17 protein-coding genes are annotated in these 17,259 nt (G+C 69.8%); 15 read left to right on the top strand and 2 right to left on the bottom strand.

Annotated elements, in window-relative coordinates; genetic code table 11:
• Window positions 1-87: 87 nt before the first annotated feature.
• The 9 genes from WMF39_RS27500 (at window position 88) to WMF39_RS27460 (ending at window position 9,886) form a co-directional block, all read left to right on the top strand.
• The gene (locus WMF39_RS27500) at window positions 88-1,719 is read left to right on the top strand and encodes a DUF2169 domain-containing protein (RefSeq protein ID WP_437739449.1); all 1,632 of its coding nucleotides are present in this window, start codon (window positions 88-90) and stop codon (window positions 1,717-1,719) included.
• 202 nt (window positions 1,720-1,921) lie between these two features.
• Window positions 1,922-4,060, top strand: a complete 2,139-nt coding sequence (locus tag WMF39_RS27495; protein ID WP_437739448.1) for a type VI secretion system Vgr family protein — start codon at window positions 1,922-1,924, stop codon at window positions 4,058-4,060.
• Window positions 4,061-4,276: 216 nt separating this feature from the next.
• On the top strand, window positions 4,277-4,759 hold the full coding sequence (locus WMF39_RS27490) for a DUF6484 domain-containing protein (RefSeq protein WP_437748037.1): 483 nt from the start codon (window positions 4,277-4,279) through the stop codon (window positions 4,757-4,759).
• Window positions 4,756-6,009: a TIGR02270 family protein gene (locus tag WMF39_RS27485; RefSeq protein WP_437739447.1), complete on the top strand. Its 1,254-nt coding sequence runs from the start codon at window positions 4,756-4,758 to the stop codon at window positions 6,007-6,009. Before WMF39_RS27490 ends, WMF39_RS27485 begins: the two co-directional genes overlap by 4 nt.
• 77 nt (window positions 6,010-6,086) lie before the next feature.
• Window positions 6,087-6,560: a DUF4150 domain-containing protein gene (locus WMF39_RS27480; RefSeq protein WP_437739446.1), complete on the top strand. Its 474-nt coding sequence runs from the start codon at window positions 6,087-6,089 to the stop codon at window positions 6,558-6,560.
• A gap of 37 nt (window positions 6,561-6,597) precedes the next feature.
• Window positions 6,598-7,365 carry an AHH domain-containing protein gene (locus WMF39_RS27475; RefSeq protein WP_437739445.1) on the top strand — a complete coding sequence of 256 codons (768 nt, stop codon included), beginning with the start codon at window positions 6,598-6,600 and terminating at the stop codon, window positions 7,363-7,365.
• A gap of 31 nt (window positions 7,366-7,396) precedes the next feature.
• Complete coding sequence (locus WMF39_RS27470) at window positions 7,397-7,981, top strand: imm11 family protein (RefSeq protein ID WP_437739444.1); 585 nt, start codon at window positions 7,397-7,399, stop codon at window positions 7,979-7,981.
• A 40-nt stretch (window positions 7,982-8,021) separates the two neighbouring features.
• Window positions 8,022-9,113, top strand: coding sequence for a hypothetical protein (locus WMF39_RS27465; RefSeq protein ID WP_437739443.1), 1,092 nt, complete (start codon window positions 8,022-8,024; stop codon window positions 9,111-9,113).
• Between the two features lie 8 nt (window positions 9,114-9,121).
• Window positions 9,122-9,886, top strand: coding sequence for an Imm49 family immunity protein (locus WMF39_RS27460; RefSeq protein WP_437739442.1), 765 nt, complete (start codon window positions 9,122-9,124; stop codon window positions 9,884-9,886).
• Window positions 9,887-9,945: 59 nt separating this feature from the next.
• On the opposite strand, the gene WMF39_RS27455 is transcribed toward WMF39_RS27460, so the two are convergent.
• A complete protein-coding gene (locus WMF39_RS27455; protein ID WP_437739441.1) occupies window positions 9,946-11,037 on the bottom strand; it encodes a DUF2169 family type VI secretion system accessory protein in 1,092 nt (363 codons plus the stop codon).
• A 237-nt stretch (window positions 11,038-11,274) separates the two neighbouring features.
• On the opposite strand from WMF39_RS27455, the gene WMF39_RS27450 reads away from it, so the two are divergent.
• The 6 genes from WMF39_RS27450 to WMF39_RS27425 all read left to right on the top strand — a co-directional run bounded on the left by WMF39_RS27450 (window position 11,275) and on the right by WMF39_RS27425 (window position 16,655).
• Window positions 11,275-12,306 carry a synaptic vesicle VAT-1 family membrane protein gene (locus tag WMF39_RS27450; RefSeq protein ID WP_437739440.1) on the top strand — a complete coding sequence of 344 codons (1,032 nt, stop codon included), beginning with the start codon at window positions 11,275-11,277 and terminating at the stop codon, window positions 12,304-12,306.
• A 286-nt stretch (window positions 12,307-12,592) separates the two neighbouring features.
• Complete coding sequence (locus WMF39_RS27445) at window positions 12,593-12,871, top strand: hypothetical protein (protein WP_437739439.1); 279 nt, start codon at window positions 12,593-12,595, stop codon at window positions 12,869-12,871.
• Window positions 12,868-13,260, top strand: a complete 393-nt coding sequence (locus WMF39_RS27440; RefSeq protein ID WP_437739438.1) for a nucleotidyl transferase AbiEii/AbiGii toxin family protein — start codon at window positions 12,868-12,870, stop codon at window positions 13,258-13,260. Before WMF39_RS27445 ends, WMF39_RS27440 begins: the two co-directional genes overlap by 4 nt.
• A gap of 326 nt (window positions 13,261-13,586) precedes the next feature.
• Window positions 13,587-14,540: a hypothetical protein gene (locus WMF39_RS27435; RefSeq protein WP_437739437.1), complete on the top strand. Its 954-nt coding sequence runs from the start codon at window positions 13,587-13,589 to the stop codon at window positions 14,538-14,540.
• A gap of 232 nt (window positions 14,541-14,772) precedes the next feature.
• On the top strand, window positions 14,773-15,858 hold the full coding sequence (locus tag WMF39_RS27430) for an AAA family ATPase (protein WP_437739436.1): 1,086 nt from the start codon (window positions 14,773-14,775) through the stop codon (window positions 15,856-15,858).
• Window positions 15,855-16,655 carry a hypothetical protein gene (locus tag WMF39_RS27425; protein ID WP_437739435.1) on the top strand — a complete coding sequence of 267 codons (801 nt, stop codon included), beginning with the start codon at window positions 15,855-15,857 and terminating at the stop codon, window positions 16,653-16,655. The genes WMF39_RS27430 and WMF39_RS27425 overlap by 4 nt, the downstream gene beginning before the upstream one ends.
• A gap of 30 nt (window positions 16,656-16,685) precedes the next feature.
• Here WMF39_RS27425 and WMF39_RS27420 read toward each other — a convergent pair whose 3' ends face one another.
• Window positions 16,686-16,928, bottom strand: coding sequence for a sigma factor-like helix-turn-helix DNA-binding protein (locus tag WMF39_RS27420; RefSeq protein WP_437739434.1), 243 nt, complete (start codon window positions 16,926-16,928; stop codon window positions 16,686-16,688).
• Window positions 16,929-17,259 lie beyond the last annotated feature (331 nt).

Below are 17,259 nucleotides of genomic sequence, written 5' to 3'. Positions count from 1 at the left end.
CCGTGCGGCCGGCCCGGCGGCGCGGCGCAGGGCTCGGGCGCACCCGACGGCGCAACTCCGAGCTTCCGACGTAGTATCGTCTCCGACATGACGCGCGCTTCGATGTCTGCGTCCAGCCAGCGAGTCGCTGTCACGCCGCTCGGCCCATCTGTCGCTGCGACGGTCTGCTTTCGCCTTCGCGGCCGGCTCCATGTCACCGTCGTCGTGAAGGCGACGTTCGCGCTCGTCCCCGAGGGGCGCATGTCGCTCGTTGCCCCGGACCCGATCGCGGCGGAGGAGCAGCCGGATCCTTCTGGCCAGCGGCTCCAGGCCGCGAGCGATCTCGCGCCGTACCTCGATCCGTGCGGCGTCGTGGTGACCGGCCATGCAGAGCTGCCGCCGGGCTTCTCGTCGCCGTACGCCATGGTCCGGCTGACGGTCGTGCAGGACGGCCAGGTCCGCATCGACAAGCAAGCTCAGCTCGACGGCTCCGCGCGCGTCGGGCCAGCCCGCTCCCACGTCCGTATCGACGGCCTGGGGCCGCTTCCCCGCACCTCGCCGCTGCGAAGCCGGCTGCTCGGCGCGGTCGACGCGCGTCGCGTTCACGGCTCGCTGCTCGACATCCCCGAGGGGCTCGACTGGAGCTACTTCCAGGCGGCGCCCATGGATCAGCGCATACCGGCGCTGCGCGGCGACGAGTGGATCGTGCTTGGAGGCATGATCGCGCTGCGGCCGAAGCTCCGGACGCAGCTGCCCGAGGCGCGCGGCGTCGCGCGGCTGTACCGCCAGAAGCTTGCCTCGCCGCGCGCCGGGGAGCCGATCTCGCTCCGCGCCGACACGGTGCACGTCGACGTGGATCGGCGTCGCTGCTCGGTGGTGTGGCGCGGCCATACGCCCGTCGAGGAGGCGGAGATCGAGTCGCTGCGCGTGCTCGCGGGCGTGGAGCTCCCGGTGCAGCCGATCGCATGGGCCGATCCGTTCGCCGCCGGCAGCGCGTCCGCTGCGCGGGCCGCGCCCTCGGGATCGGCCTTGCAGCAAAACCCCAAGGCCAGCACGCTGGACGGCACCAACCAGCTCAGCCCCGAGGACGCGGCCAGGGTGGTTGCGGCGGCGGCGACGCCGTTCAGCGCAACGCGAGTGCCTTCGGAGCCCGCGCGCTCGGCGACGCCGGCGGCGTCGCAGCCGGCCGTCGCCCCGCGCGTTGATGCGGCCCCTCCCGCGCGGCCCGGCGGCGTCCGCGATCTGCTCGGGGAGACGGACGCGCTCGAGCCCGAGGACGCGGCCAGGGTGGTGGCCGCCGGGGCGATGCCGTTCAGCGCAGCGCGAGGGCCTTCGGAGCCTGCGCGCTCGGCGACGCCGGCGACGTCGCAGCCGGCCGTCGCCCCGCGCGCGGCAGCCGTCGCGCCGGCGCGGCCCGGCGGCGTCCGCGATCCGCTCGGGGAGACGACCTCGCTCGAGCCCGAGGACGCGGCCAGGGCGATCGCCTCCGCCGCGACGCCGTTCGACGCGCGCCGAGCTCCGGTCGCCGCGCCTGCCGGGCCTCCGCGCCAGGCAGCGTCATCCAGCGCGCCTCCAGCGCCCCCTTCGCTTCTCTCGCCAGCGCCTCTCGTCACCGCGCAGGTCCATGCGGCGCCTCCCATCGTGCATCCGCAGCGCCTCGGCGATGCGGGCGCTTTGCCGGAGGCGCTCGGCGCTCAGTTCCTTGCCGCGATGGCCGAGGCAGGGCTGCTTCACGGCTAGCACCCCCGGGGACTGCCGAGGCCGCGCCGCTCCGGCGCGCGCCCGTCGGCCGCGCTGACGCCGCGTTCGGCTGTCCCGACGCGCCTCACAGGCATCGAGCTCAGCCGTCCATTGCGGTCGAGCGGTCGCAGCATGTAGGATGACTCCGGTTGAATGCTGCCCGCGGTCTGTCCGCGCACGCGCTCTGAACAGGGGAGAGTCCATGCACTCGTTTCAGGTCGACGGACTGGAGCACGAGCTCCGTGTGACGCGGTTCGAGGGGCGCGAGGGCATCTCCGAGCTCTTCCATTTCGATGTGCTCGTCGCTTGCGCGGACAGGGACATCGCGTTCGCGGACGTCGTGGGCAAGACGGCGCTGCTCACCTGGCAGGTCGGCGAGCTGCCAAGGCACCTTCACGGTGTCGTCGCGAGCTTCGAGCAAGGTGAGGAGGGCAAGCGGGTCACGGCCTATCACGCCACGATCGTGCCCGATGTCTCCCGCCTCAAGCACCGCAGGAACAGCCGAATCTTCCAGGCGCTCTCCACCCCGGAGATCATCGAAAAGGTCCTGCGCGCGGCCGGGATCTCGAGCAAGGGCTATCGCTTCGTGCTGAGCGGCGCCTATCGCCCGCGGGAGTACTGCGTGCAGTACCGGGAGAGCGACTTCGCCTTCGTGTCGCGCCTGCTCGAGGAGGAGGGCATCTGTTATTACTTCGAGCACGACGAGGGCGGCCACGTGCTCGTGTTCTCTGACGGTGCGTCGGGGCACGGGCCGATCGCGGGGGAGAGCACCGTCGTGTTCCGGCCGCCGCTCGGCGCGCTCCACCAGAGCGAGCACGTCTCCCGCTTCCGTTATGCCGAGCGGGTGCGCTCCGGGAAGGTGACGCTGCGCGACTACAACTTCAAGAAGCCCAGCCTGTCGCTCGAGAGCAACGCCCAGGCCGAGGCGGACGACGATCTCGAGGTCTACGACTATCCTGGGGACTACGACGCGCCCGGCGCGGGATCGAGCATCGCCAAGATCCGGCTCGAGCAGCTCCAGACCTCACGCAAGACCGGCAGCGGCGAGAGTGTCTGCCCGCGCTTCGTTCCTGGCCAGACCTTCACGCTCGCGGAGCACGCGCGCGACGATTTCAACCGGGAGTATCTGCTGGTGTCCGTGCGCCATGAGGGCCACGAGCCCACGGTGGACGCTGTCCCCGAGGGCGACGCCGCGGCCTACCGGAACCAGTTCCAGGTCGTGCCGTCCGACGTCCCCTTCCGTCCGCAGTCGGTGACGCCTTGGCCGACGATCAAGGGGATCCAGACCGCGATCGTGGTCGGCCCTGCTGGCGAGGAGGTCTATACGGACGAGCACGGCCGCATCAAGGTCCAGTTCCACTGGGATCGCGAGGGCAAGAAGGACGCCCAGAGCTCGTGCTGGATCCGCGTGAGCCAGATCTGGGCGGGCTCTGCGTGGGGCGCGGTGTTCCTGCCGCGGATCGGCCACGAGGTGGTTGTCGACTTCCTGGAGGGCGATCCGGACCGGCCGCTCGTGGTGGGGAGCGTCTATCATGGCACCAACGTGCCGCCGTACGCGCTCCCCGCGGAGAAGACGAAGAGCACCCTCAAGTCGAACAGCTCGAAGGGCGGCGGGGGGTCCAACGAGCTCCGGTTCGAGGACAAGAAGGGCTCGGAGGAGATCTTCCTGCACGGTCAGAAGGACTGGAACATCGCGATCGAGCACGACAAGAAGCAGTGGATCGGGAACGACGAGGCGCTCGAGGTGGACCACGACCGGAGCAAGGTGGTGGGGAACGACCAGAGCGAGCAGATCGGCGGCAACAAGAGCATCGACGTCGCGAAGAGCCACACGGAGAGCATCGGCGAGGACGAGACCCTCTCGGTCGGGGGCAATCGCTCGGTCAGCGTGGAGGGGGATCACACCGAGTCGGTCGCCGGGAGCCAGTCGATCGACGTGGGCAAGAGCCAGAGCGCGTCGATCGGCAAGAACAAGAGCGAGTCGGTGGCCGGTTCGAGCTCGGAGAGCGTCTCCAAGGGCAAGTCGACGAGCGTGGACGAGGGCTACACCGTGACGGTGGGCAAGGACATGACGGTGACGATCGGGAAGAGCGCAAAGGAGGAGGTGAAGGAGAAGAAGACGATGATCATCGGGGAGAAGCTCTCGATCCAGTGCGGGGACGCCACGATCACGGTCGAGAAGAACGGGAACGTGACGGTGCAGGGGAAGAAGATCACGGTGAAGGGCGAGGGGCCGATCCGGGTCGAGGGGAAGAAGCTCGACGTGAAGAGCGAGGGGGCGGTGAACGTCGAGGCGTCCGGGAACGTGAAGATCAAGGGGAGCAACGTGGGAGTGAACTGAGGCGGAGCGGGGGCTCGCGGGCGCTTCGGGGATGAGGGGGAGCGGAGGAGCTGGGTGATGAGAGACGACGGGCGGGCACCGGCGGCGGAGCCGAGCGGCGAGGCGATCCTGATCGAGGAGGGGGAAGGGGAGGCTGCTGCCGCCGGCGGGGAGCTGGCGGATGAGGGTGGGGGAGAAGCGGGAGCGATCGAGGGCGCGGAGGGTCTCCTCGAGCTGGTGGTCGCGGCGCACGAGGAGCGCGTCCGGGCCGAGGCGGAGAAGGCCGGGCCGATCGAGGGCGTCGTGGTGGGGCGGATCGTGGGGTTCGCGCAGAGCGGCGAGCCGCTCGTCGAGGCGGCTGTCCTGGGAGAGGGGGCGCGCGGGGGGATTCCTGCGCGGGCGATGACGGCGCTCGGGCCGGAGGACGAGGGGCGGGAGGTGGCGCTCCTGTTCGAGGGCGGGCGGCGCGACAGGCCGGTGGTGATGGGGCGGATGCACGTGGCGGGGGAGAGCGCGAGCGCGGCGGAGCGCGACGGGGCGACGGCGACCGCGGACGGCGAGCGGCTGGTGTTCACCGCGGAGAAGGAGATCGTGCTCCAGTGCGGGAAGGCCAGCATCACGCTGACGCGCGCCGGGAAGATCTTGATTCGTGGGGCTTATCTGCTGACCCGGTCCTCCGGCGTGAACCGGATCCAGGGCGGATCGGTGCAGATCAATTGATCTCGACGATCGAGGCCGAGATCTTCGAGCAGCACGCCCAGGAGGCGGCGTTCCTGTGGTCGTACCGGGACGCCGCGGTGGTGGATCCGCTCTACGATTTGCAGAGCCTCGGTGAGCTGGACGAGCGGCTGGAGGCGCATATCGACGGCCTGCGGCTGGCGGGTGATGCGGGGTGGGAGATCTGCAAGGGCGCCATCGACGAGGAGGAGCCGGGGAGCTTGTTTGCGCCCATGGTGCTCGCGGTGGAGCGGCGGGATCTGAGGGGCATCGCCGGGGTGCTCGACGTGGGCGGGGGCGTGCCGGCGCTGTCGCGGGCGATCGTGTCGGCGCTGGGGTGGGTGAGCTTCGATAAAGTGCGGGGGATCCTGCCGGGGCTGCTCTCGCACCGGGTCGGGCCGGAGCTGCACCGCATCGGGATCGCGGGGTGCGCGGTTCACCGGCAGGACCCGGGGGCGCCCTTGGGGTACGCGGTGATGTCGAGCGATCTGCGCCTGAAGGCGCGGGCGCTGCGCGCCGTCGGGGAGCTCGGGCGGGGGGACCTGCTGGACGAGGTGCGCGGAGCGCTGGGCAACGAGGACGAGGCGTGCCGGTTCGCGGCGGCGTGGTCGGCGGCGTTGCTCGGCGATGCGGCGGCGCTGAGGGTGCTCGGAACCATCGCGGATCGTGGAGGGCCGTTCGCCGAGCGGGCTTGCGCGACGGCGATGCGGAAGATGGATCCGGGGATGGCGTCCAGCTGGCTGCGCGCGATCGCCGGGACGATGCGGGGGGCGCGCGTGGCGCTCGCGGGGGCGGCGGCGCTCGGGGATCCGGCGCTGATGCCGTGGATCATCGAGTGCATGGGGACGCCGGAGCTCGCGCGGGCGGCGGGCGGGGCGTTCACGATGATCACCGGGGTGGATCTCGAGGAGGCGAAGCTCCGGGGGGCGCGGCCGGCTGGGTTTCAGGGCGGGCCGAGCGATGATCCGGAGGACGAGGACGTGGCGATGGATCCGGACGAGAGCTTGCCTTGGCCGGACAGGGAGAAGATCGCGGCGTGGTGGGGGAGCCGGGGGAAGGAGCTCAAGCGGGGGACGCGACATCTGCTCGGCAGGCCGTTGGCAGTGGAGTGGCTCGGGGAGGTGCTGCAGAGGGGGAGCCAGCCGGCGAGGGGTGCGGCGGCGGTGGAGATAGTGATGCGGAGGGTGCGGCGCGAGGTGGTCGAGGTGCGGGGGCCGGTGTTGGGGCACGACAGGGGACCGGCGAGCTGCTGAACGCTGCCCAGGCGGCTGGCGAGCAAGGCCACATCGGCAACCGGGCAGGAATCGAATCTCGTGAGAGGGAGGTTTCGATGGGCGTGACAGTGGGAGTGAACTCGATGTCGGTGGTCCACAAGGACAGCGGTGGGGTTACCCCGAGCTTCCCCGACGTCTGCAAGACCCCGAGCCCGGGCGGGCCGATCCCCATCCCGTACCCCAACATCGCCGTCGCCAGCGACACCGCCAAGGGCACCAAGAAGGTGAAGTGCGACGGCAACCCCGTCTGCGTGGCGGACTCGAACTTCAGCACCAGCACCGGCGATGAGGCGGGGACCGCGGGTGGCGGGGTGGCGTCGAACAAGACGAAGGGGAAGGCGGAGTTCGTGAACTACTCCTTCGACGTGAAGTTCGAGGGGAAGGGCGTGGCGCGAGCCCTCGACATGATGCTTCATAACGACAAGAACACGCCGCCGTTCCCGCTGGTGCAGGGGCCCGTGGTGGTGATCCCGGCGCCAGGGCCCGCCGTGATCAAGCAGTGCGCCTGCTGCTCCGAGTCGCTCGGCTGAGCGGAGGGGCCACGGCGGAGCGGACGGAGAGCGAACCATGTCCCAGAAGCAGCACACGGCGGATATCGAACACAAGCTCAATCACAAGCCCGTCTCGAGGGCGACCGAGGGCGGCCAGTGCTTGAACCGGCATGTCGGGAGGATGGAGGTCTCCTGCAGCCACAGCTGGCAGGGCTTCAAGAAGGCAGAGCTGACGAGCGGGCTCTACGATTGGCCGAAATACGAGGGCATGAAGAAGACGACCCTGGCCGTCCGCTGCGGGACGAGCGGATTCCGGTGGCGGGAGCGCAAGGCGCCTCGTCCGCACGAATGGGACGTCGGGGAGCTGGGGCGGCGTGGAAAGGTCAACCACAAGGACAGCGCGAACGTCCCCTATTATCATGAGGCGCATCACCTGATTCCGAACGGCGTCCTGAACGGCTGCATTCAAGACAAGTTCGACACCATCGACGCGGTCCTCTGGGCGGTGCGCGCGGGGCTGCTCGATGAGGGCTACAACATCAACCACAAGGACAACATGATCCTGCTCCCGCTCGACGCCGCGATCGCGCGCCAGCTCGAGCTGCCGCGTCACCGCGAGTTCAGCTCGTACAGCCACCGGACCTACAGCAAGCACGTCAAGGCGAAGGTCAATAAGATACTCAGCGCGAACCAGCAGAACATCGACAACTGCGAGCTGACGAAGTACTCGGATATGAAGGACCAGCTCGTGTCGCTGTCGGAGACGCTGTTCCGGCGCGTGGTCACGGCGGGCAAGGAGCAGGTCTCCAGCCTCGACGACATGGGCAAACAAAGGTTCAGATGAGGGCCGTGCGCGGGCCGAGGAGACAGACGCGATGAGCTTTCACTTGCTGTCTACGACGGGCGATCTAGCGGACGAGGATCTCGTCCTGATCGAGGACCCTCCCCGGGGCATGGGCATGAAGAGCTACTGCATGGCCCGTGGTGTCCGCGCGGCGCCGCATTACCCGGAGAACGCCAAGATCCATCTGAGAGAGGAGAACCCGGGCATCAAGCTCTCGTCGCTCCTTGGCAACACGGAGAGCTATCTCATCGTCTCATCGGCGATGAAGGACGTCATCGAGCAGCACTGCCAAGAGGTCGACATCGAGTACCTCACGTTCACTCTGTACGATCATCGCAAGCGGGTGTACTCGAGAGATTACTGGATCGTCAATCCGATCGGAGCGTTCGACTGCCTCGATGAGGGGGCCAGCGGGGTGAAGTACGGCAAGCAGGGGAGTGTCACCAAGATCGAGAAGCTCGTCCTTGACAGAGGCAAGATCCACGCCTTGCCGGCGTTGTTCCGTGTGGACAAGGAAGTGACCGAGTACATCGTGCGCGCCGACCTGGCGCAGGCCCTGAGGACGGGCAGCTTCACGAACGTGCTGCTCGAAGCGCTGGATGTTGTGGTCGGCTGAGCGCCGGTGAAGCGTTGCTCGTGGACGTCCTGGGAGAGCGATGGACCTGGTGATTACGGGCTACGGTGCACTTTCCTGTGTCGGTCAGAGCGCCGCGACGACCTGCGCATCGATACGTGCTGGGCTCTGCGTGCCACGGGAGATCCCCTGGTTCAGCGTGCTCGACGAGGAGCAGCAAGTGTCGGTCCCGCTCACCGGTTATCCGATCCGGGGCTACACCGAGGGGTTCGTCGAGCTCGGGAGGCTCATCCGGCTCGCTCAGGGGGCCGTGCACAGCCTGCGGGATGAATCGAGCCTCCCCGCGGCGGTCGACGCGCGAACCTGGGAGCGCACGGGGCTCGCGTTCATCGGGCCTCCCCTCAACGAAGAGCGCTTCGAAGACGCCGAGGGGGACGTCGAGGAGCTGAAGGCGTCGCTCTCGGCTCAGCTCGTCCGCGCGCTCGGGCTGCCGATACCCCAGCGTTCGGTGGCGCTCCTCGACATGGGTCCGGCTGGCGCGGCCGAAGCGATCAAGCTGGCTGCTCAGCGCATCACCCAGCGGGACCTCGATCGCGTCCTCCTCGTCGCGGCGGATTCATGCCTTGACACCATCACCTTGGAGTGGCTGCTGGATCGGGGGTGGCTGAAGTCGCCGCAGAACCCTGTCGGGCTCGTCCCCGGCGAAGCTGCGGCGTGCGTGATGCTCGAGTCACGCTCGGCCGCGCTGCGGCGGAGCGCGCCGATCGTGGCAGCGGTGCACGCGGCCGTCACCGACCGCGAGGAGGCCCACGTGCTCGCCGGCAAGAGCAGCGCCGGTGCAGGCCTCGCTCGCGTCATCCATCAGGCCGCCTTGCGCGGCTCCGCGCCTGCCAGCTTCGAGGGCGACGTCATCCTCGATCTCGACGGTGTGCCTTGGCGCGCCGCGGAGTGGGGCTACGCCCAGGCGCGGTGCGCCGATGTGCTCGGGCCGTACGTGAGGCTGGTGCTCCCCTGCGGTTCGCTCGGGCACGTCGGCGCGGCGAGCGGGGTGCTGGGGCTCTTGATCGCGGCGCGTTCCTTGGAGCGCCGCTACGCGTCGCGCGCGCGGTCGCTCGTGCTCTCCAGCTCCGGCTGGGGCCATGTTGGGGCAATGCTCGTTGGAGCGGTGAGGTAGAGGTCGCCATGGCATCGAAGTTCCTGCGGGCCTACATGGGGAATGCCCACCACGACTGTGAGCAGATGCTCCCCGCGGCGGTGGCCCACCGGCTGAGCTTCAAGCAGGCGCTCAGGTTCAGCCAGCAGTATCGCGTCATCGCGATCGGCGCGCTGTTCCTGTACATGGATGCCCCTGCATTTCAGATCTACATGTACAAGAGCGGCCGCTCGTTCGCGCACTACCTCCAGCGGGCGGGCGAGGCCGAACAGGTGCTGAGCCGATGCAAGCCGCTCTTCGACGCAATCGCGGCGCTCGATCTCGACGGGGCGCGGGAGATCGCTCTGCGCCTTCGGACCAGCCGGAGCGACGTGGAGTACGAGGAGGATTTTCTCTATTTTGCGTTTCTGAGGCTCTGGCTCCTGAGGCGGGCTCACGAGGAGGGAACAGGCCTGCTGGAGCGCTACGAGTCGGTCCTGGAGGGCGCCGATGATCCACGGCTCGATCTCTGCCGGGCGCTGCTGCGACGAGATGACGCGCTGTTTGACGAGGCGCTCCGGCGCTTCCTGGAGCAGGTCGAGGCCCGTTATCTGCGGCTCGCTCAGACCGAATCCATCGCGGACGAGGAGCTGGCGACGGAGGGCAGGCTGTCCGTGGAAGGGCTCGCGCTGGTGACTCTGGCGGAGAGCGCCGGTATGAAGACGTCGAGCGATTACCTTCTGGTCCCGTCCGCGGCGCGCGCGCGGAGCGCGCCCGCGGCGCCGCCCGACGCCTGGCAGGTCGTCGGAAGCTGAGCGGCTCCGCAAAAGCCAGTCTCCGTACTTGATCTCGTGGTTCCCTCCAGCGGGGATCCTCAGAGCGCCTTGCCTCCGCTGAGCTCTTTCACGACGGCGTTCGGGAGCGCGTGTCTCCGCACCGGGCCCAGTTCTTCCTCGAGCGCGATCGTGTGCACGTCGTGCGGCCCGTCCCGCAGCACGACGTGCCCTCGGTACAGCAGCTGCACCCGATCGGCGTCGGTGTCCACGATCACGGTGTCGAGCCGCAGCTCCACCGGGGCATCGCCCTGCTGCACGAGCCCTACGCGGCACCTCGGCGGGCGGAGTCCTGGCAGCCGAAACGAGAGCCTCCCGAACGGCGACGCGTTCTCCACAAGCACCGGCTCATCGCCCCGCAGGTATCCCGGCGCGACGAGCCCCCTCGACGCGGCGTTGAAGAAGCGCCGATCGAAGTCTCTCGGCAGGAGCGGCATCCGCTCCTTCGACCACGCCTCGTCGTACGTCCCGGCCAGCGCGGCCCGGGGTTGCCAGCCTGGCGAGACGAACCCCATGCCCGCCGGCGCGACCGTTTGACCATAATGCTGCAGCGGGTCGTCCGGATCCTCGATGTTTGGCAAGCGGAGGCCCTCTTCGATTGCCGCGTTCGGCGCGCGAAAGCCGATCCCCACCGGGTTCCTCGGCTCGTACGCGTGCTTGGCCGGATCAGGGGGGCTCCGGTCCCAGCCGCCGAAGGCGTGCTCGTAGGTGAGCGGGATGCGATCGAACGGCCGCGGTCTCGATGGGACGAGCCCTCCCGAGCTCCGCACCCACGTCCGATCGCCGAGGACGCGCACTGCCTTCCCGACCGGACCGACGCGGAACACCACCTGGAGCTCCGGGACGGCATGGCGCGGCGCTTGTGCATGGCCGATCAAGACCACGTCCGTGGCGGGCTTGAAGAAGGCGAACGCCGGCTCGATCTTGTAGCTCGACGTGGCGGCGTCGGCCCCCCACAGCTCGCCTGCGATGCTCAGCGGCGGCTGCCGCTCGGCGAGGTCGATGCCGCGCACGGGGTGCAGGTCGAAGGTCGCCTGCACCACGACGACGAGGAGTGGGCGGCCCTCCTCGTCGGTGAGGAAGACGGGCTCCAGGGCAAACGGCGTCGTGTTGTCGACCGCGGGATGCCCCATGCGTCGAGAGGATCTCCGATCCGCCAGACCGGCGCAACAGCTGCAGCGCGGCGCTCCCAATTCATCGGCTAACTCAGCGCACCGCCCCGAGCGCGCCGCTGCGGCTGCTGGCGAGTCCTTGAGCGCAGGAAGCCCGCCGCTTCGCAGCGCTTTCCCGTCCCGATCGGTGTACAACCGCCGTCGCCGTCTCCGCGGTGTCCGATCCGGGGTGAGGCCATTTCGGCAGAGCAGGTGCCCATGCGCAAGATCGTCGTCCACGAGCCCGGCAGCCACGACAAGCTCCGCGTCGAGGAGCACCCCGATCCGGCCCCCGCGCCCGGCGAGGTGCTCGTCGACGTGCGGGCGGCTGGCGTCAACTACGCCGACTGCGTCGTCCGCATGGGCCTTTACGAGTCGGCGAAGAAGTACGTCGGCTGGCCGATCACGCCCGGCTTCGAGTTTGCCGGCACGGTCGCCGCGCTCGGCGAGGGCGTCTCCGATCTTGCGCTCGGGGCGCCCGTCTTCGGCGTAACGCGCTTCGGCGGCTACGCCTCGCGCGTCGCGGTCCCGCGACACCAGGTCTTCCCGCTGCCGGCGCGGCTCACACCGGAGGAGGCGGCCGGCTTCCCGGCGGTGTTCATGACGGCGTACTACGCGCTCTTCGAGCTCGTGCGGCTGCGTCCAGACATGGCCCTTCTTGTGCACTCGGCCGCCGGCGGCGTCGGCAGCGCGCTCGTCCAGCTCGGCAAGATCGCCGGCTGCCGGGTGGTCGGCGTGGTGGGCGCGGCGCACAAGGTCGAGACGGCGAGGCGCCTCGGCGCGGACGCGGTGATCGACAAGAGCAGCGAGCCGCTCTGGGCGGCGGCGGAGCGGCTTGCGCCCGAGGGCTACGACGTGGTGCTCGACGCGAACGGGGTCGAGACGCTGCGGCAGAGCTACAGGCACGTGGCCTCGGCCGGCAAGCTCGTGGTGTACGGCTTCCATACGATGCTTCCGCGGCAGGGCGGCCGCCCGAGCTACCCGAAGCTCGCTGTCGACTTCCTCCGGATGCCGCGCTTCAACCCGCTCGATCTCTGCAACGACAACAAGAGCGTGCTGGCCTTCAACCTCTCGTATCTCTTCCACAGGACGGAGATCCTGCGCGAGGCCATGGAGCGGCTCCTCGGCTGGGTGGAGGAGGGGCGCCTCTCGGCGCCGCCGGTGAAGACGTTCCCGCTGGAGAGAGCGGGCGAGGCGCACCGGGCGATCGAGTCGGGCAGCACCGTGGGCAAGCTGGTGCTGACGCTGTAGGGCGGCGGCTGCCTGGGGCGGCAAGGGGCTGCCGCTTCGGCGGGCGTCTGAGCGGGTGCGCGCGCGGCGCCGCGAGCGACGCCGTCTATGCGGCAGAGGAGCACCCGATGTGACGGGCGAGCCCGCCGAACGGGACCCTGCGCCCCGCGTCTCCGGCGCGGCGATCCGCGGGCGGAAGGAGGCCAGGCTGGGTCGCGTCGCGCCCCCGGTCTCCTGCTGCGCCTGCTGCCGGCTGGAGGGCCGCTACGCGGTAGCCGGATCGGCCGGTGAGCAGTAGGATTTGCTGGTGAACGCTGACGCCGAGCTCCGCGAGCTTGCAGCCAGGTACGTCTGGTGGCAGCCGCCCGCGGTCACCCTCGCTCGCCCGCATCACTTTCTCTGTCAGGTGATGACGCTCGGAACGGCGGAGGACGTGAGAGCCGTGCGGCGCGCGATGGGCGACCAGGCCTTGTTGGACGCGCTGGATCACGCTCCCCCGGGCGTGATGGATCCGAAGTCCTGGAACTACTGGCACCTCTTCTTCGGCCGCCGACCTCCGCCTCTGCCGGAACGCCCGCTTCCGTGACGCGCCTTCTGCCCAGGCTCGACGTGCTTCCCGCCGCCCAGCGAGCGCTCTGGCCCGAGCTCGCTTGCGTCCCCAGGCGCTTCGTTCTTTACGGCGGCACGGCGCTTGCGTTGCGCCTCGGGCATCGTGAATCCATCGACTTCGACTTCTTTGCGCACGATCCGTTGGATCATCACGAGCTCGAGCGCGAGATCCCATGGCTTCGAGAAGGCGATGCCTTGCAAGAAGAGGCCAACGCGAGGACGGTGCTCGTTCGGTCTCCGGAGGGGAGCGTGAAGATCTCGTTCTTCGGCAAGATTGCGTTCGGGCGCGTGGGCGAACCGGCGTCGACCGAGGAGGGAGAGATGAAACTCTGGGCGGAAGCTGTCGAGAGCCGCCGGGAGCGATGAAACTCTGGGCGGAGGCTCTCGACAGCGCCGCGGGCCTCTTTTTCTCGTGTTGACGGACCTCCGCGCAAGCAGGGCCCGTGCCCGCCGGAGCCGCAAACAAATCGACCGACCCTGATCGATTTTCGTGACCCGATCGGGGTCGCGCTCCCGATTGATCTCCTCGACGGGACGGAAGGACGCCGGGCGACGGATCCCCTTCGCGCGACGCGCTCGGTCCCGGTGGCCCTGATCCATCGTTCGCTCGCGCTGTCCGCGCGGCGCGGCGACGGCTCGGGTCGAACGCAACCAACAGCCTCCCTTTTCGAGGAGATTTCAGGAGGAGAGATATGCCTGCTGTGACGAAGTCGAAGAAGCGCTCCGCGACCGCTGCCGCCTCTGGAGAGCCATCCTACGCTCCGCCCATTTACGACCCCGCGGCTGGCAAGAAGGCGCTCGAGGCGCTCGCCCCGGCGCTCGACCGCCTCTCCGAGCCCGAGCTCATCACCGTGAGGATCGACGTCGAGGCGGCCACGTATGCGGCCCTCGGCGTCGTCGGGTTCGTGTCCTCGCCCGACGTGCGCGCGCGCTTCGCGCGGCTGCCCCGGGAGGAGTTCGACGTCACGCACGTCGACGAGCTGGAGCTCGCGTGTTTCGCCGTGCTGCACGCGCTCGCGGAGGCCCGGGCCGCCGGCGCGCTCGAGACGGAGGCGCGGCTGCCGATCGCGCTGGTCACCGAGGGGCTGGAGGTCGAGGCGCGCATGCAGGCGCTGTGCGAGTACCAGCTCGCGGACGACCCCGCGATCAAGCCGGAGCTCGATCGGCTGCGGCCGGGCACCGGGCACCGCGACCTCGCGAACGATCTGCTCGGCTACGCGCGGATCTACGAGCTGCGCGCCGACGTCGTGAAGGCGGACCCGAAGCACTACCGGGCCGACGACGCGGCGCGCGCGCGGGAGCTGGCCGGGGCGATGATCCAGAAGCTCTCGACGGCGATGACGCCGAGGGCCCGGCAGGCCTTCGACCGGTACGTGCGGGTCTGGACGCTGCTCTGCCTGCGCTACGAGGAGGTGCGGGCGGCAGCGCTGTGGCTGTGGCGGAAGAACTCGCGCATCCAGGAGCGGTTCCCGTCGCTGTTCGCGGTGGGCAGGCCCAACTCGGCCCGGTCGTCGAGGAAGGAGGCGCCGAAGGGAGGCGAAGGGAACGGGCACGGCGATGGCGGCGGCGGTGGTGGGAGCGGCAGCGGGGAGGAGCCGGGGGTGACTCCTGTCGTCCCGGAGCTGGTGACGGAGAGCCCTGGCTGAGCTGGTGCCGAGGCGCTGCGCTGCACGCTCCCGGTCCGCGTGCAGCGCGGCGGCGAACCGCCCCCGGGCCTCCGCCAAACCGCCGACGGACGCCCAGGCCTTCACAGGACAGGCTTCACTGACTGGTCCTACGGGCGTACCTTTCCGCCTGCCCGTGGCGCCTGACGCGGCGGGCGGCCCCGGATGCCGCTGCTCTCCGGCCAGGGGAAGCTCGACCTGCAGGAATTTCCGCATGATCACGTCCGTTCGACTCCAGGAATTCAAGGGCCATCGGGACAGCACCGTCGCGCTCGGCCGGCTCACTGTGCTGGTCGGCCCGAACGGGTCCGGGAAGACGAGCGTGCTCGAGGCGCTCGCGCTTCAGAGCCGCCTCGTCGGCTACGCGCCCCAGAACGTGTTGATGGGTGACTGGTCGCCCGGGGATCTGCTGCGCCGGGGGGCCAAAGGGGGGGCGATCGAGCTGACTTCACGGGGCATACGGGAGGACGGGGCCTGGCACTTCCGGACCGTGCTCTCGGTATCGTCGGTGCTCGTCGACTGGAAACGGAGCGGCGATGCGCGGCAGTTCACCGCTGAAGGCCACCGCCCCCTCCGCGGTCAGGTGGCGCGGCTGGACGAGGCCGTCGCACCCGCGACCCTCTACAAGCTCAATGCGGAGCGCATCGCCGCCGCAGCGTACAGCGATGACCTCGCGCCCAACGTCGACTATGACGGCACCAACACCGCTGTCGCGCTCGCCGCGATCAAGCTCGGTTACGACGAAGCGTTCGATCGTATCGAAGAGTCGCTTCGTCGAATCATTCCGAACGTGGAGCGGGTCCGCATCCGGCAGGCCAGGGTCGGACGCCCGAATCCAGCGGCGCCTCACGCGCCCGAGATCGTCGTCGGGAGCAAGGTGTACTTCGATTTTCGTGGTGCCCCTTCCGTCCCCGCGCACGCGGCGAGCGAGGGGACCCTCATCACACTGGCGCTCCTGACCGTGCTCCACGGCCCGAACCGCCCGAACGTCCTGCTCCTGGATGACTTCGCCGAGTCGCTCCACCCGCAGGCGCAGATGGAGCTGGTGCGGCTGGTCAGACGCCTGCTCGAGGAGTTCAACGATCTCCAGATCGTCGCCACGACGCACTCGCCCTACATCCTCGACGAGCTCGACCCCTCCGAGATCTACGCCTTCGCGCTCCGCGACGACGGCACCGTGGCCCTCAAGCGCCTGTCCGAGCACCCGCAGGCGAAGGACGTGAAAGGCACGCTCTCGGCGGGCCAGCTCTGGAGCATGGATCCAGAGCGAGACTGGGTGCTCGCCGAGAGCGCGCCGTGAAGCTCCTGGTCTTCTGTGAGGCCCACGCCGACTTCCTGACAGCGAGCGCTCTCGTGGACCGCGTGCTTCACGACGAGGGGCCCGCCTGGGTGAGCGACCTCCTGCGTTCGCACCCGGAGTCCATCCGTGAATGGGCGAGCGACGGCCACGGCAAGGAGTTCTTCGACATCCACAAGCTCGAGGCGTACAGGCGAGACCTCGGCAACGTGCGCTTCATGCCGGGGCATTTCGACGGAAAGCCAGGGGCGGTGGGTGCCCAGACCGCGAGGAACGCGTTCGCGATCGCACGCGAGGTAGCGAAGCGGGATCCGTCGACCCGCCTGGAAGCGGTCTTCATCGTCTGGGACATGGATGATCAGGGGGAGACCCGCCGGACAGGGCTTGCTCAGGCCCGGACCGAGACCTCGCGGTGGGCGTCGTTTCAAATCGTCCTCGGCTGCCCTGATCCGATGCGTGAGGCCTGGGTGCTCGCGGGGTTCGAGCCCGAGTCGGACCAAGAGCGCGCTCGCCTCGGCGAGCTTCGACGCGAGCTCGGCTTCTCCCCCTGCGACGAGGCGCACCAGCTCAACGCGAAAGACGAGCAGGCGAAGCGGAACCCGAAGCGGGTGGTCCGCCGGCTCATGGGCGACGATCGTGAGCGTGAGGCACGCTGCCTGACCGAAGCGCCGCTCGAGCGGTTGCGGGAGCGGGGCGCCGTCTCTGGGCTGCGCAAGTTTCTCGAGGAGGTGAAGGCGCGCGTCGTGCCGCTGATCCAAGGGCCCTCTGCGAGCGCTCGGCATGCTCGACGGCAAGAATAGCGGCAGCGGGGAGACGCTCCGCCTGGTGCTCTACCCGGAGGTCGCGCCAGCCAGCCCCACCCGATCCGGCGCGGCGGCGCCGCCCTGCGCGCGCCCCCGGTCCGCTCGCAGCGCGGCGGCGAACCGCCTCTGGGCCTCCGCGCTGCGCCGCTTCGCGGTCCGATCCGAGCAGCCGAGCGCCGCGCCGATCGCCTGCCAGGTCCGCTCCTCGACGTGGCGGAGCACGAGGACGCGCCGCTCCTCGTCCGGGAGCCGCGACAGGGCGGCCTCCACAGCGCGGATGGCGCGGTCGTACGTGGCGCGGAGCGGCCAGCGCCGCGGGCTCGCGCCGGTCGACCTCGCCGCTCGCGGCAGGCGGCGTGCGCGGGCGGAGCCGGTCGACGAGCGGGGCCGCCACGGGATGCGTCGCGAGGAAGCGCGCGGTCAGCGCGCGCAGCGCCTCGAGATCCTCGGCGGGCAGGAGATCGGCGTACGGCGCGACGGCGTGGGCGACGCGGGCCTCGAGGGTCGGATCGCCGTCATCGGGGTCGGGGCGGGGGTTCGACATCGGGCTCCGGGGGGGCGCGCTGCCCGCTGGCGCTGCATGCGCTCGGCGCGCTTCGCG

This window comes from Sorangium sp. So ce1504 (assembly GCF_051521635.1).
GTDB lineage: Bacteria > Myxococcota_A > Polyangia > Polyangiales > Polyangiaceae > Sorangium > Sorangium cellulosum_B.
Note: the sequence above shows the minus strand (reverse complement) of the source record. Positions and strands in the feature narration are given on the sequence as shown.

Coding starts and splice junctions, on each gene's coding strand:
- WMF39_RS27500 (WP_437739449.1), top strand. CDS start 88: ATGACGCGCGCTTCGATGTCTGCGTCCAGCCAGCGAGTCGCTGTCACG.
- WMF39_RS27495 (WP_437739448.1), top strand. CDS start 1,922: ATGCACTCGTTTCAGGTCGACGGACTGGAGCACGAGCTCCGTGTGACG.
- WMF39_RS27480 (WP_437739446.1), top strand. CDS start 6,087: ATGGGCGTGACAGTGGGAGTGAACTCGATGTCGGTGGTCCACAAGGAC.
- WMF39_RS27475 (WP_437739445.1), top strand. CDS start 6,598: ATGTCCCAGAAGCAGCACACGGCGGATATCGAACACAAGCTCAATCAC.
- WMF39_RS27470 (WP_437739444.1), top strand. CDS start 7,397: ATGAGCTTTCACTTGCTGTCTACGACGGGCGATCTAGCGGACGAGGAT.
- WMF39_RS27465 (WP_437739443.1), top strand. CDS start 8,022: ATGGACCTGGTGATTACGGGCTACGGTGCACTTTCCTGTGTCGGTCAG.
- WMF39_RS27460 (WP_437739442.1), top strand. CDS start 9,122: ATGGCATCGAAGTTCCTGCGGGCCTACATGGGGAATGCCCACCACGAC.
- WMF39_RS27455 (WP_437739441.1), bottom strand. CDS start 11,037: ATGGGGCATCCCGCGGTCGACAACACGACGCCGTTTGCCCTGGAGCCC.
- WMF39_RS27450 (WP_437739440.1), top strand. CDS start 11,275: ATGCGCAAGATCGTCGTCCACGAGCCCGGCAGCCACGACAAGCTCCGC.
- WMF39_RS27435 (WP_437739437.1), top strand. CDS start 13,587: ATGCCTGCTGTGACGAAGTCGAAGAAGCGCTCCGCGACCGCTGCCGCC.
- WMF39_RS27430 (WP_437739436.1), top strand. CDS start 14,773: ATGATCACGTCCGTTCGACTCCAGGAATTCAAGGGCCATCGGGACAGC.